Genomic DNA, 14,374 nt, shown 5'->3' with positions numbered 1-14,374 from the left:
GGGTGCGGGGTGACACACGACACCCTCAGGTTAGTTGAACGTTGAACTTAACTGGCGTACGGTCGAAGACGTCAGCCGATCTTCCGGACCGACCGTCGCGAGAAAGTGCATTCATGTCCCTCGTTCTTGACCCCGCCGCCCAGGACCTGCTGTTCCGTGAGGCCCGCACCGCCAACGCCTTCACCGACGAGCCGGTGACCGATGAGCAGGTGCAGGCGATCTACGACCTGGTCAAGTACGGTCCGACGGCCTTCAACCAGACCCCGCTGCGCATCACGCTGGTCCGCTCCCCCGAGGCCCGCGAGCGCCTCGTGCCGCACCTGGCCGAGGGCAACCGCGCCAAGACGGCGGACGCTCCGCTGGTCGCGATCCTCTCCGCGGACAACGAGTTCCACGAGGAGCTGCCGCACCTGTTCCCCGCCGCGCCGCAGATCAAGGACGTCTTCTTCACCGAGCGCCCGGTCCGTGAGAACGCCGCCGGGCTGAACGCCGCCCTCCAGGCCGCGTACTTCATCGTCGGCGTCCGCGCCGCCGGTCTCGCCGCCGGCCCGATGACCGGCTTCGACTTCGAGGGCGTGCGCAAGGAGTTCCTGGACGACGACCACACCCCGCTGATGATCGTCAACATCGGCCGCCCGGGCCCGGACGCCTGGTACCCGCGCTCCCCGCGCCTGGAGTTCGACCAGGTCGTCACCACGGTCTGAGCCCCGCGTACACAGGCCCTGCGCACATAGGCCCTACTACGCACACGAAAGAAGTCCCCCGGCAGTGCCGGGGGACTTCTTTCGTGTCTTCTCCGTGCCTACGCGAATACGCGGCTCACTCCGTCTTCAGCGCCTCCGCCATCTTCGTCAGCTGCGCGAACGACGCGGTACCCGTCACGACGGTCGTGGAGCCCTTGGCGCCTTCGAGGACCAGCGCGTCGTACCGGCCGCCCTCGTAGCGCGTCCACGTCCGGCCGGCGATCTTCTCGGTCCGCTCGGTCTCCCGCGCGCCCTGGGTCGCCTCGTCGAGGAAGACAGGACGGCGCTGAGTGGACTGCTCGACCGCCACGTACTCCCCCTCGGGATCGTGGAAGCCGAGGTGCCAGGTGTCGAAGTCGTCGCCCCGGTAGCGCACGGAGGTGGCCTTCCACGCATCGGTCAGGCCTTCGGGTGCGGCCACGGGGTACGGAGCGGCGCGGCGTGCCGTCAGCAGTTCGACCCGGTAGTCGACCACCTTGGTCTCGGGCGGGGTGTCGTCGTGCGGGATGAAGAGGTACACGAAGCCCGCCACGAGGACGATGACGCCCATCGAGAGGATCATGTCCCGCGCCGTCTTCTGCTTGCCGTTCGTGCCTGCCACGCCCCCTATCGTCGCAGGTCTCCGGAGCGCTCATCCGTGGGGGCCCCTGCTCATTTTGCGCACTCAGAGATAGAGTCGGGCGACAAAGCCCTCATCCGGCCGTCGTCGTACAGAAAGGTGCGCTCCGATGACCGAGCATCATCACTTGCCGTCCGAACTTGATGTGCCCTCCGAGGCCCCCGACCGCAACCTCGCCCTGGAACTGGTCCGGGTGACCGAGGCCGCGGCGATGGCCGCGGGCCGTTGGGTGGGGCGCGGTGACAAGAACGGCGCCGACGGTGCCGCGGTGCGCGCCATGCGGACCCTCGTCTCCACCGTCTCGATGAACGGCGTCGTCGTCATCGGCGAGGGCGAGAAGGACGAGGCCCCCATGCTGTTCAACGGGGAGCGCGTCGGGGACGGGACCGGGCCCGAGTGCGACATCGCCGTGGACCCGATCGACGGCACCACGCTGACCGCGAAGGGCATGACGAACGCGATCGCTGTGCTGGCCGCGGCCGAGCGCGGCTCCATGTTCGACCCGTCGGCGGTCTTCTACATGGACAAGCTCGTCACCGGCCCCGAGGCGGCCGACTTCGTCGACATCAACGCCCCGGTGTCGGTGAACATCCGCCGGGTCGCCAAGGCCAAGCGGTCCGCGCCCGAGGACGTGACGGTGGTGATCCTGGACCGGCCGCGGCACGAGGGCATCATCAAGGAGATCCGTGAGGCCGGTGCGCGGATCAGGCTGATCTCCGACGGCGACGTGGCCGGCTCGATCCTGGCGCTGCGCGAGGGCACGGGCGTCGACCTGCTGCTCGGCATCGGCGGTACACCGGAGGGCATCATCTCGGCCTGCGCGGTGAAGTGCCTGGGCGGCACGATCCAGGGCAAGCTGTGGCCCAAGGACGACGAGGAGCGGCAGCGGGCACTCGACGCCGGGCACGATCTGGACCGGGTGCTGACCACGGAGGATCTGGTCACCGGCGAGAACGTGTTCTTCGTGGCGACCGGGATCACGGACGGGGAGCTGCTGCGGGGCGTTCGCTACCGGGCGGAAACCGCCACGACCGACTCGATCGTGATGCGCTCGCGGTCCGGCACGGTCCGCAGAATCGATTCCGAGCACCGGCTGAGCAAGCTGCGGGCGTACAGCGCGATCGACTTCGACAAGGGGAAGTAGCGCCCCACGCCCCGGAAGTCGGGGGGCGAGGAATCGCTGAAAAGAGGGCGCCCCCGGTGCGGTGGGGGCGCCCTCTTCCTCTGTCGCTCAGCCTGCCGCGGCTATGCGGTCCGACGAGCGGGCCGCCTTCTTCAGCTCCAGGTCGCGACGGCGCCGCCGGGCCAGGACCACGCGGCGTTCCGCGGCGGTGAGGCCGCCCCAGACGCCGTACGGTTCGGGCTGGAGCAGGGCGTGTTCACGGCATTCGACCATCACGGGACAGCGGGCGCAGACCCGCTTCGCCGCCTCCTCGCGGGAGAGCCGGGCCGCGGTGGGCTCCTTGGAGGGAGCGAAGAACAGGCCGGCCTCATCCCGCCGGCACACCGCCTCGGTGTGCCACGGGGCGTCTTGATCCCTGTCTCGCGCTGGCACCCGCGGGGCCGGAACGGCAGCTACCTGCAGGGACGAATGCGGCGGTTGCAGCACGGTCTACTCCTGACGACGGCTTCGCGAGCGAGAGACGATGCAGCAAGGCCTACCCGCTGTACGCGCGCCTATGCACTGAGTTCCGAACCGCTGGTTTCGCCCCGTTCGCAGGGCCCGTGGGGCCGTGCCGGGGGTGCACCATTTTGCTCCGCACCCCGGGTGGATTCGCGACTGTCAATGATCCAGGTGCTTGCGCAAACTCTTGTCGACCTTGCGCTGCACCCGGTCCAGGATGTCCGCGACGAACTTGCCGCGCTTGGGCCGCGCTTCGACGCTGCCCAGGACGGCCCAGCCGTCCACGTAGACGACCGGTGCCTCCGGTTCGCCCGAGTCAAGGGTGTCCACCTCGAAGCTGCCGAGCACGCCGCCGCCCATGCCGCGCAGCGACACGTTCTCCGGGACGCGGATGTCGACGCTGCCGAAGATCGCGAACGACTTGATCACGACCTGCTGGTGGTCGAAGAGGGCCTCACTGAGGTCTATCTCGACGCTGCCGAAGATCGCGTACGCGTGGATGCGGCGGCCCGCGCGCCAGCGGCCCTTGCGGACGGCGCCGCTGAAGACCGCGACCACGTTGTCGTCGGGGTCCATCGGAATGGCGCCGGCGGTGGGGCGGTAGGGGGCCGGGGCGGGGGACGCGGCCGGGCCCCGGCGGTGGGCGGCGGGCAGGTCCCGTGTGAACACCTCCAGCTCGCCGACCGTCTTGGCGCGCAGCACCCCGTCGACCCGCTCGGCGTGCTCGTCAGCGGTGAGACGGCCCTCGGCGAGGGCGTCGTGCAGGATGTCGGCGATGCGGTCGCGCTCCGCGTCGGAGGCACGGAACTCGGAGCCCGCGGGAGCGGTCTGCTTCTGAAGGTCCTGCTTCTGAAGGTCCACGACAGCAGCGTACCGAAACACGATAGATCGCGACACCCCTCACTGGGGACCTTTGCGAGCCCCTGACCACGACCCCGACCGTGACGAACTGAGCCTTACCTCACAAGCTCGCCGCCGGAGGCAGGTTCTACGCTGGTGGGCGCTCGCCAAAGGAGGCGGGTCGCGTCTGTCGAGTGAGGAATGGGCGAGATGCCTGAGTTCGCGTACACCGATCTGCTCCCCCAAGGGGAGGACACCACTCCGTACCGGCTGGTGACCTCCGAGGGTGTCTCCACGGTCGAGGGGCCGGACGGGCGGACCTTCCTCAAGGTGGAGCCGGAGGCGCTGCGCAAGCTCGCCGAGGAGGCCATCCACGACATCCAGCACTACCTGCGCCCGGCCCACCTCACCCAGCTGCGCCGCATCATCGACGACCCCGAGGCGTCCGGCAACGACAAGTTCGTGGCGCTGGACCTGCTGAAGAACGCGAACATCGCGGCCGCGGGCGTCCTGCCGATGTGCCAGGACACCGGCACGGCGATCGTCATGGGCAAGCGCGGGCAGAACGTGCTCACGGAGGGCGGCGACGAGGCGGCCCTGTCGCGCGGCATCTACGACGCGTACCAGAACCTGAACCTGCGGTACTCGCAGATGGCCCCGCTGACCATGTGGGACGAGAAGAACACGGGCTCCAACCTCCCGGCGCAGATCGAGCTGTACGCGACCGACGGCGGCGCCTACAAGTTCCTCTTCATGGCCAAGGGCGGCGGCTCGGCCAACAAGTCGTTCCTGTACCAGGAGACGAAGGCCGTCCTGAACGAGGCCTCCATGATGAAGTTCCTGGAGGAGAAGATCCGCTCGCTCGGTACGGCGGCCTGCCCGCCGTACCACCTGGCGATCGTGGTCGGCGGCACGTCCGCCGAGTACGCGCTGAAGACGGCGAAGTACGCCTCCGCGCACTACCTGGACGAGATCCCGTCGGAGGGTTCGGAGCTCGGGCACGGCTTCCGGGACGAGGACCTGGAGCAGAAGGTCTTCGAGCTGACGCAGAAGATCGGGATCGGGGCGCAGTTCGGCGGCAAGTACTTCTGCCACGACGTGCGTGTGGTGCGCCTGCCGCGGCACGGCGCGTCCTGCCCGGTCGCCATCGCGGTGTCCTGCTCCGCCGACCGCCAGGCCGTCGCGAAGATCACGGCCGAGGGCGTCTTCCTCGAGCAGCTGGAGAAGGACCCGGCGCGGTTCCTGCCGGAGACGACGGACGAGCAGCTCGAGTCCGAGGGCGACGTCGTCAAGATCGACCTGAACCAGCCGATGGACGAGATCCTGGCCGAGCTCACGAAGTACCCGGTGAAGACCCGGCTGTCGCTCACCGGCCCGCTGGTCGTGGCCCGCGACATCGCGCACGCCAAGATCAAGGAGCGGCTGGACGCGGGCGAGGAGATGCCGCAGTACCTGAAGGACCACCCGGTCTACTACGCGGGTCCCGCGAAGACGCCCGAGGGGTACGCGTCCGGCTCCTTCGGCCCGACGACGGCCGGCCGTATGGACTCCTACGTGGAGCAGTTCCAGGCGGCGGGCGGCTCCAAGGTGATGCTCGCGAAGGGCAACCGCAGCAAGCAGGTCACGGACGCCTGCGGCAGCCACGGCGGCTTCTACCTCGGCTCCATCGGCGGCCCGGCCGCGCGCCTGGCCCAGGACTGCATCAAGAAGGTCGAGGTCGTGGAGTACGAGGAGCTCGGCATGGAGGCCGTCTGGAAGATCGAGGTCGAGGACTTCCCGGCGTTCATCGTCGTCGACGACAAGGGCAACGACTTCTTCCAGGACCCGGCGCCGGCGCCGACGTTCACGTCGATCCCGGTGCGGGGCCCCGGGCTGGCGTAGCGCCTCGGGTGCCACGGGGGATGGATCTCGCCCCCGCCGCCCCTACCCGTCCCGCCCTCCAGGGGCTCCGCCCCTTCGACCCCGCCCGGGGCTCCGCCCCGGACCCCGTTCGGCCCGAAGGGCCTCGTCCTCAAACGCCGGACGGGCTGCCGTCAGAGGGGTGACTATTCGCCTCCACGGGGAACAGTGGTCGCGTCGCGGACGCTGTGCCACGTGGAGGTGATCGTCGATGACCGACGAGCAGGACAGGACCGAGTACCGCATCGAGCACGACTCCATGGGAGAGGTGCGGGTGCCCGCCCACGCCAAGTGGCGGGCCCAGACCCAGCGGGCCGTGGAGAACTTCCCCGTCTCCGGGCAGCGCATCGAGCGGGCGCACATCGAGGCGCTCGCCCGGATCAAGGGGGCGGCGGCCAAGGTCAACGCCGAGCTGGGGGTCCTGGACAAGGAGATCGCCGAGGCGATCCGGGCGGCGGCCGCCGAGGTGGCCGAGGGGAAGTGGGACGAGCACTTCCCGGTCGATGTGTTCCAGACCGGGTCCGGGACCTCGTCCAACATGAACACCAACGAGGTCATCGCCACCCTGGCCACCGAGCGGCTGGGCCGGAGCGTGCATCCCAACGACCACGTCAACGCCTCCCAGTCGTCGAACGACGTCTTCCCCTCGTCCATCCATATCGCCGCCACCGCCGCCGTCATCCGCGATCTCGTCCCCGCCCTGGAGCACCTTTCGGCCTCTCTCGGCCGCAAGGCCGAGGAGTTCGCCGATGTCGTGAAGTCGGGGCGGACCCATCTGATGGACGCCACCCCCGTGACGCTGGGCCAGGAGTTCGGCGGCTACGCCGCCCAGGTGCGGTACGGCATCGAGCGGCTCCAGGCATCCCTCCCCCGGCTCGCCGAACTGCCCCTCGGCGGCACGGCCGTCGGCACCGGCATCAACACCCCGCCCGGGTTCTCCGCCGCCGTGATCGAGGAGATCGGCCGGACGACGGGGCTGCCCCTCACCGAGGCCCGTGACCACTTCGAGGCGCAGGGCGCCCGGGACGGCATCGTCGAGACCAGCGGGCAGCTGCGCACCATCGCGGTCGGGCTGACGAAGATCGCCAACGACCTGCGATGGATGTCCTCGGGGCCGCGGACCGGCCTCGCCGAGATCGCCCTGCCCGACCTCCAGCCCGGCTCCTCGATCATGCCGGGCAAGGTGAATCCGGTCATTCCGGAGGCCGTGCTGATGGTGGCCGCCCAGGTCGTCGGCAACGACGCGACCGTGGCCACGGCGGGTGCCGCCGGCAACTTCGAGCTCAATGTCATGCTGCCGGTCATCGCGAAGAACGTGCTGGAGTCGATCCGGCTGCTCACCAACGTCTCGCGGCTGCTCGCCGACCGGACCGTCGACGGCGTCACCGCCGACCGCGAGCGGGCGCGGGAGTACGCCGAGTCCTCCCCCTCCGTCGTCACGCCGCTCAACAAGTACATCGGGTACGAGGAGGCCGCGAAGGTCGCCAAGAAGGCACTGGCCGAGCGCAAGACCATCCGTCAGGTCGTCCTGGACGGCGGGTACGTGGAGCGCGGCGACCTGACCACGGAGCAGCTCGACGAGGCACTGGATGTCCTGCGGATGACGCACCCGTGACGGTGCGTGGACCGAATACGCCCGGCGCGTGAACCGTGACACGCGCCGCAGCGTCGTATGCCTATGGCACCTAATATCTGTGCATGGCAGAGGGTGGAGCGGTGAGACGCGTGGAAACGGGTGGTGCGGCAGGCTTCTGGGCGCCCGGGAGCCGGATCCTGTGGCGGTACCGGGAGAACGGCGGCCCGCGTCTGCACATCGTGCGTCCCGTCACCGTCGTACGGGACGACGCGGATCTGCTCGCCGTGTGGCTGGCCCCGGGCACCGAGTGTGTGAAGCCCGTGCTCGCCGACGGTACCCCCGTGCACCTGGAGCCGCTGGAGTCGCGCTACACCAAGCCCCGCACCGTGCAGCGCGACCGGTGGTTCGGCACGGGTGTCCTGAAGCTGGCCCGGCCCGGCGAGCCCTGGTCGGTGTGGCTGTTCTGGGATCCGGGCTGGCAGTTCAAGAACTGGTACGTGAACCTGGAGGAGCCGCTGGTCCGTTGGGAGGGCGGTGTGGACTCCGTGGACCACTTCCTGGACATTTCCGTCCATCCGGACCGCAGTTGGCACTGGCGGGACGAGGACGAGTTCGCCCAGGCCCGGCGAGACGGGTTGATGGACGGCCAACAGGCGGAAAAGGTACGAGCGGCGGGGCAGGCCGCGGTGGAGGTGATCCGCGTGTGGGGGCCTCCGTTCTCGGAAGGCTGGCAGCACTGGCGCCCGGATCCGTCCTGGGCGGTACCGTCACTGCCGGAGGACTGGGATCGTACGCCCGCGCATGTGTCCTCATGAGACCCTTGATGCGCCCCCGGGCAAGAAACGTAGGATCGTCCTCCGCAAGGGCGCGCGGCGGGTCGCACACCGCAACTACCGGAGCACGCGCTGGGCTTGACCGATCGTCACCGAGGGGCGGCAGGACGTGAGCGAGGGGTACGAGGGCAACACCGGCAGGGCCTGCGCCACCGGCCCTGGGGGCCCTGAGGGCCGCAGACGGTCGGCCGGTGGCACAGAAACAACCTCTGACCACGCGGGAATTCCGTTCCTGGGGCACGTATTCCGGGTATCGGAGTTTCGGCGGGACCACCTGCACCTCTGGCGTGCAGCCCCGGACGGATGGATTCGACACGCGTGACGGAGCAGCCGACCTCCTTCGAACGCCCGCAGACGGGCATCGACCCCGCGGATTCCCGCGGGGCGCTCGTGCATACCTCGACACCGGCGCGCACGCCCGGCTCGGGCGCCTTACCGGTACAGGGCCGCTCAGGCGGCGACGTCACCGTTCCGGTCACGACGCCGCACACCACGCCGGGCACCTCGGAGCCGGGCACCTCCACGCCGTTCGGCAAGGGCAAGGACACCGTGAGCGACCCCGCCTCCGAGCACTCCCAGCCGGGTGCCGAGCAGACCGCCGAGCGCGAGACCCCGCGGCCGCGCCCCGCCCCCGAGGGCATTCCGGTCCAGCCGGCCGATGAGCAGGACCGGCCGGCGCCGAATGCCGAGGGGCAGGAACGCCGCAGCGGCCAGAGCCTGCCGCCGGGCCGGCCCACGCCGATGCGGCGGGACGGCGACCGGCTCCGGTTCGTCGGCGCCGCCACCCGGCGGATCGCCCGCGGCATCGATCTCGACGAGATCGTGATGGGGCTGTGCCGGGCCACCGTGCCCACCTTCTCCGACGCGATCCTGGTCTATCTGCGCGATCCGCTGCCCGTCGGCGACGAGCGGCCCACCGGCCCGCTGGTGCTGCGGCTGCGCCGCACCGACCGGATACCGGCGGAGCGCGACACCGAGAACGGCTTCCAGCCGGCCACCCAGCCCGAACCGGACGAGCTGGACACGGTCGGCGCCGAGCTGTGCGAGGTACGGCCCGGCAGCGCGCTCGCCGAGGTCCTGCGGGGCGTGCGCCCGGTTTTCACGGACGCTCCCGCGGCCCGCGCCGCGCTGCCCGAACTGCTCGGTGAAGGCGGCGAGTCCGCCGTGCCGGACGGACAGCGGGCGATCCTCGCCCCGCTGCGCGGCCGGCGCCGGGTCATCGGCGCCGCCCTGTTCCTGCGCCGCCCCGAGCGCATCGCCTTCGAACCGGACGACCTGCTGGTGGCCGCCCAGCTCGCCACGCACAGCGCCCTGGGCATCGACAAGGCCGTGCTGTACGGACGCGAGGCGTACATCGCGGACGAACTGCAGCGCACCATGCTGCCCGAGACGCTGCCCCGCCCCACCGGTGTGCGGCTCGCCTCCCGCTATCTGCCGGCGGCGGAGACGGCACGCGTCGGCGGTGACTGGTACGACGCGATCCCGCTGCCCGGCAGCCGGGTCGCCCTGGTCGTGGGTGACGTGATGGGCCACTCCATGACCTCGGCCGCCATCATGGGCCAGCTGCGCACCACCGCCCAGACCCTCGCGGGCCTCGACCTGCCGCCGCAGGAGGTCCTGCACCACCTCGACGAACAGGCCCAGCGCCTCGGCGTGGACCGTATGGCGACCTGCCTGTACGCCGTCTACGACCCGGTATCGCATCGCATCACCATCGCCAACGCCGGTCACCCGCCGCCCGTCCTGCTCCATCTGGGCGGCCGCGCCGAGGTGCTGCGCGTGCCGGCCGGTGCCCCCATCGGGGTCGGCGGCGTCGACTTCGAGGCGGTGGAGCTGGACGCGCCCGCCGGCGCGACCCTGGTGCTGTACACCGACGGCCTGGTGGAGTCGCGCCTCAGGGACGTGTGGACCGGCATCGAGCAGCTGCGTGAGAAGCTCGCCGCGACGGCGCAGCTCACCGGTCCCGACCATCCGCCGCCCCTGGAGGCCCTCTGCGACGAGGTGCTCGACATGCTCGGCCCGGGCGACCGGGACGACGACATCGCGCTGCTCGCCGCCCGCTTCGACGGGATCGCGCCCAGCGACGTGGCGTACTGGTTCCTGGAGCCGGAGGACGCCGCCCCCGGCCGGGCCCGCCGGCTGGCCCGGCGCGCGCTGCAGCGCTGGGGCCTCGAGGAGCTCAGCGACTCCGTCGAGCTGCTGGTCAGCGAGGTCGTCACCAACGCCGTGCGGTACGCGTCCCGGCCGGTCACCGTGCGCCTGCTGCGGACGGATGTCCTGCGCTGCGAGGTGGGGGACGACGTCCCGCAGCTGCCGCGCCTGCGGCAGGCCCGTGCCACCGACGAGGGCGGACGCGGGCTGTATCTGGTGAACCGGCTGGCCCGGCGCTGGGGCGCGACGCGGCTGAGCACGGGCAAGGTGGTCTGGTTCGAGCTGAACCGGGGCTGAGCGCGCACACGGCACGGGCCGGTCCCCGCATCGCGGGGACCGGCCCGTCGTCGAAGTCCGTCACACCGTGCGGGCCACCGTTCGGTTCAGGACTGCTGCCGGGTGTTCAGGATTGCTGCCGGGCAAGGCGTTCGGCGGACCGCTTCCGCGACGGCTGGAGCGGGTCGGCGCCGGAACCGGCGCCCTTGCCGGGAGCCCATTCCCAGCCCTGGATCTTCGCGGCGGTCGCCGCCAGCCGGCTGTCACCGGGCTCGACGTCGAGGTAGAACAGCGCCTCGTCCGGGCGCTTGTCGTCCCCGCCCCACCGGACCACGCCGTCGCACTCGGCAAGGATGTCCCGGATCACCACCGTCTGCTGCGGGAAGAAGCCGCCCCGCACCCCGGAGGGGTAGTAGCCCGGCCGGATCTGCACCGCCGTGCCGGAGGCCTGGTTCGACTCGGCCAGGCCCTTGCGAACCGTCGAGGGGTGACGCCAGCCGGTGACGTCGCCCCGGCGGAGTTCGTCGATCTCGTAGTGGAAGCGGCGGATCACATGGACGAGGACGGTCTCGACGTCGCCCATGCGGATCTGGACGCCGTCGAGGGGAGTGCCGGGGACGGGTCTGGTGTAGATGTGCCCGTGGTCGTCCGCGGTCTTCTCCATCTCCCACCCGTTCGTCGACGGGGTGCCGCTGAGGACTCGCTTGTTGCGTTCCTGCGCCTTGCGTATCGCTTCACGGATCTTGTCCGGATCCGGGCCCGGGGACGCGGCCCGGGCGGGAGAGGAGAGCAGTGAGGAGCCGAAGGCCGCGCCCGCGGCGATGAAGGCGGCACGCCGCAGCGCACTTCGGCGGGACAGGTCGGTTGTCACGTGTCGGTGTCCTTCTTGTGGTGGGCGATGGCGAGTGCGGTGAGGACGAGGGAGCAGACCCCGAGTACGGCGACTGCCGGGTTGATGTACGAGGGGATGACGGCCTCGACGACCCGCCCGTCACTGGTGCGGCAGCCGAAGCGCAACGGGAGGAAGCTCGGCGCGTAGCCGCTGAGCTTGTCCCCGACCGCGTCGCGGCAGGCCTGGGACCGGGCGTAGTCGTCGAGGAGGAACAGATGGAGGAGTCCCCACGTGTACATGGCGATCGTCGCGTCCCAGGCCAGCACGGCCGCGGACCGGGCTGTGAACGTCTCCTTCCTCCGAGCGGCGCGTATCAGGCGTTTGATCCCGTGGACGGTGAGGGGCAGCACCGTGAGGACGCAGGCCAGGAGCAGCACCAGCAACAGCGCGCCGTCGTGGGCGGCGTAGGGCTCGTCTCCTGACATGTGCGCTCCCCTGCTAGTAGTTGCGGGAGATGGAGTTGTACTTCTCCATCACGTAGTACAGCCCCATCCGCTTCTTCGCCTCCGTCATCGCGGGCTCGCCGGGGCCCTGGTACCGGCGCAGGACCTCGTAGATCTCGGTGTCCGTGTAGCCGAGGGTCGGCTTGCGCAGGGCCGGGGAGTCGTCGTCGCCGCCGGGCTTACCGTCGATGTCCCACAGGTGGATGATGGCGACGCTGGTGAGGGCGAACGTCTCGCTGTCGTAGGCCTGCTTCCAGGCGTTGTACTTGTCCTCGTCCTTCGACGCGTCCCGGCGCGGCTGGTCCGAGGAGTACCCCTTGTCGAGGGCGTGGTTATAGGCACCGATCAGAGTGCCGGCCCGCTGCTTGGCGATGCCCGTGGACGTCTCACGGATGTACTTGCGGGTCGTGTTGAAGGCGGTGATGACCGCCAGCCACGCCGCCTCGTCCTGCGGGGTGATGTGCCGCATCTCCCAGTAGGCGGTCGTCTGGATGAGCGCCTTGCGCAGGTTGTATTTGCGGGACAGGTTGGTGATCAGCTCGTCGTGCGCGGTGACGGTCCGTTCGAAGCACTTCCAGTGCTGCCAGCTGCGTGTGCCGCCGTCGAGGGGGAAGCCGAGCGACTCCATGTACTTGCCGACGTCCGTCTGCATGGCCGTGGTGACGTCGGGGTGCAGCCGGGTGTCCTGCTTGACACCTCTCGGCGGGTTGAACGACCCCTGACCGGTGTCACGCCCGGAGGCGATGTTGACATCAATGTTGATCGAACCGCTTCCGGAGCCGACCGTCTTGGTGACGATCTGGTCGTAGGCCCAGTTCTCGGGGAGCGGATAGCCGAAGTTCCCCGAGAATCCGGAGGACATGTCGGATACGAAGGATGCCGAGGCGTGGCCCGCGTCCGATACACGGGTGCACACGTTGCGGGGACCGTAGACGCCGACGCCGTAGCGGTTGCCGTCGTCGCGCATCGCGTCCTGGATGCCCTTGAAGTGGGGCAGGACGTTGTCGGTGACCTCGTAGTCGTAGGCGTCGAAGTCGACCGCGAAGAATATGCGCGCTCCCGGCTTGAAGCCGTGGTCGAGGGCCGCGTTGATCGCGGCCTGTCCGGCCGCTCGGCCCAGGGGATAGCTGAAGTCCTCCGCGCCCCGCCCGAAGGTCTGGTAGATCGGGAAACAGCGCAGCCCCTGGTCGGCGATGGTCTGGAGCTCGCCGGTCTGGATCTCCTTCTCGGGGACCTTGCCGCCGCCGGGGATCGGGTTGGTGAGGTAGCGCCCGACGACGGTGATGCCTTCCGCCTTGAGCGCCTTGGCCCGGTCGGGGGTGATGCGGGTGACGCCGTCGCACGCCGAGCCCTTGCGGTTCTGGTCACCGTAGGAGACGAGGAGGGAGGCCCAGGTGGAGAAGTCGCCCTTCCCCGTCACGGGGAGCTTGACGAACGACTGGAACGAGCGGACCGCGTCGGCATGGGCGGCGGTGAAGGTGCCGCCGAAGGAGACGGAGCGCTGGTTGAGCAGCATGCCGGCGGTGAACAACTGCACCCAGGTGCCGGACGATCCCACCGTCAGGGTGTGTTCCTTCAGACCCGCCTGGGTGCCGGGGCCGAACACTCCGTTGGCGACGCCGTCGGCCATCCCGATGGTGTACTGGACCGCGTAGAGCATCGCCTGGGCGACGGTGCGGGAGTGATGACCGTCGCACGCGATGATGTAGAAGTCCCGGCGGTTGATGAATTCGCCGTTCATCCACTGCTGCACGGCGCGGATCTGGGCGGAGCCGTTGTTGACGGTGACGTACGGGTCCATGTTCAGAAGGCCCTTGAGCACCTTCGGGACCACTTCGCTGCCGGGGTAGGCGAAGTCGACGCCCATGTCCTTCTTGAGCTTGATCACCGAGTCGCGGACACGGTCGTTGTACTTGCCGTCGATCTCGCCGCCGTCGTAGCCCTTGCAGTACAGGCCGGCCTGGACGATCCGGATGATGTTCGCCGGGACACCCGAGGCGCCGATGCGCGGGTACTTCGACTGGAGCGTGGAGAGCGTGCCGGGACCGAAGTTGTCCGACAGTCCGGAGATGCCCAGCTCGTACTGGAGCGCCCGGGTGAGGGCGAACATGACGGTCCAGCCGGTCTCGCCGTTCTCGACGAGCCGCGATATGCCCAGTTTCGCGCCGTCGTCATAGGTGGCGTTGAGGAACGTCTGGGCTCTGCGCACCATCTCATCGGCCATGGGCGTGGCTCTCCTTCACAAGGGTCGTGTCCGAGTACCGGAGCGTGACGGCACCCCCATCCGGCGCGGGACCGGGAGGAGTTGACGAGGGACGGCCTCACCAGGAGGCGAGACGGCTCAGAGGCGCGGCATGACGGCACGACTGTGAAAAAGATGTGCGCATGACAGACGGCACGGCGACATCAGAAACCTCCCCCGTTCCGGTGGCGTGGTCAGTGCACCGGATTGGTGATCACCATAAGCACAGTGCGAGC

General features: G+C 69.7%; 12 protein-coding genes. 6 read left to right on the top strand and 6 right to left on the bottom strand.

Annotated features, from left to right (window positions below):
- Window positions 1-113: 113 nt before the first annotated feature.
- Window positions 114-704, top strand: coding sequence for a malonic semialdehyde reductase (locus AC07DF_RS03450; RefSeq protein WP_478966477.1), 591 nt, complete (start codon window positions 114-116; stop codon window positions 702-704).
- Window positions 705-819: 115 nt separating this feature from the next.
- On the opposite strand, the gene AC07DF_RS03445 is transcribed toward AC07DF_RS03450, so the two are convergent.
- The gene (locus AC07DF_RS03445; RefSeq protein ID WP_454366313.1) at window positions 820-1,344 is read right to left on the bottom strand and encodes a DUF4245 domain-containing protein; all 525 of its coding nucleotides are present in this window, start codon (window positions 1,342-1,344) and stop codon (window positions 820-822) included.
- A 127-nt stretch (window positions 1,345-1,471) separates the two neighbouring features.
- On the opposite strand from AC07DF_RS03445, the gene glpX reads away from it, so the two are divergent.
- Window positions 1,472-2,506 (top strand): class II fructose-bisphosphatase, encoded by a 1,035-nt coding sequence (glpX, locus tag AC07DF_RS03440; protein ID WP_382490272.1) that lies wholly within the window; start codon window positions 1,472-1,474, stop codon window positions 2,504-2,506.
- An 87-nt stretch (window positions 2,507-2,593) separates the two neighbouring features.
- Here glpX and AC07DF_RS03435 read toward each other — a convergent pair whose 3' ends face one another.
- Together AC07DF_RS03435 and AC07DF_RS03430 are read right to left on the bottom strand one after the other, a co-directional pair.
- The gene (locus tag AC07DF_RS03435; protein WP_184590908.1) at window positions 2,594-2,971 is read right to left on the bottom strand and encodes a WhiB family transcriptional regulator; all 378 of its coding nucleotides are present in this window, start codon (window positions 2,969-2,971) and stop codon (window positions 2,594-2,596) included.
- Window positions 2,972-3,145: 174 nt separating this feature from the next.
- A complete protein-coding gene (locus AC07DF_RS03430) occupies window positions 3,146-3,847 on the bottom strand; it encodes a DUF1707 SHOCT-like domain-containing protein (RefSeq protein WP_478966474.1) in 702 nt (233 codons plus the stop codon).
- Between the two features lie 189 nt (window positions 3,848-4,036).
- Between AC07DF_RS03430 and AC07DF_RS03425 the strand changes: the two genes are divergently transcribed.
- The 4 genes from AC07DF_RS03425 (at window position 4,037) to AC07DF_RS03410 (ending at window position 10,582) form a co-directional block, all read left to right on the top strand.
- A complete protein-coding gene (locus AC07DF_RS03425; protein WP_391099644.1) occupies window positions 4,037-5,707 on the top strand; it encodes a fumarate hydratase in 1,671 nt (556 codons plus the stop codon).
- Between the two features lie 229 nt (window positions 5,708-5,936).
- Window positions 5,937-7,340: a class II fumarate hydratase gene (locus tag AC07DF_RS03420; protein WP_478966471.1), complete on the top strand. Its 1,404-nt coding sequence runs from the start codon at window positions 5,937-5,939 to the stop codon at window positions 7,338-7,340.
- A gap of 83 nt (window positions 7,341-7,423) precedes the next feature.
- Window positions 7,424-8,116 carry a cytidylyl-2-hydroxypropylphosphonate hydrolase gene (gene fomD / locus AC07DF_RS03415; protein ID WP_478966469.1) on the top strand — a complete coding sequence of 231 codons (693 nt, stop codon included), beginning with the start codon at window positions 7,424-7,426 and terminating at the stop codon, window positions 8,114-8,116.
- 321 nt (window positions 8,117-8,437) lie between these two features.
- Window positions 8,438-10,582 carry a SpoIIE family protein phosphatase gene (locus tag AC07DF_RS03410; RefSeq protein WP_478966467.1) on the top strand — a complete coding sequence of 715 codons (2,145 nt, stop codon included), beginning with the start codon at window positions 8,438-8,440 and terminating at the stop codon, window positions 10,580-10,582.
- Between the two features lie 106 nt (window positions 10,583-10,688).
- Here AC07DF_RS03410 and AC07DF_RS03405 read toward each other — a convergent pair whose 3' ends face one another.
- From AC07DF_RS03405 to AC07DF_RS03395, 3 genes are read right to left on the bottom strand one after another with little or no spacing between them, the layout of a single operon-like run.
- A complete protein-coding gene (locus tag AC07DF_RS03405; protein WP_478966466.1) occupies window positions 10,689-11,432 on the bottom strand; it encodes a hypothetical protein in 744 nt (247 codons plus the stop codon).
- Entirely contained in the window at window positions 11,429-11,878 is a 450-nt protein-coding gene (locus AC07DF_RS03400; RefSeq protein WP_478966464.1) for a hypothetical protein, read from the bottom strand. The genes AC07DF_RS03405 and AC07DF_RS03400 overlap by 4 nt, the downstream gene beginning before the upstream one ends.
- Window positions 11,879-11,891: 13 nt before the next feature.
- Window positions 11,892-14,120 (bottom strand): glycoside hydrolase domain-containing protein, encoded by a 2,229-nt coding sequence (locus AC07DF_RS03395; protein ID WP_478966462.1) that lies wholly within the window; start codon window positions 14,118-14,120, stop codon window positions 11,892-11,894.
- Between the last annotated feature and the right edge of the window lie 254 nt (window positions 14,121-14,374).

The organism is Streptomyces sp. NPDC044719, from assembly GCF_056433405.1.
The sequence above is the reverse complement of the archived record's forward strand: the minus strand, read 5'-3'. Positions and strand labels throughout refer to the sequence as shown.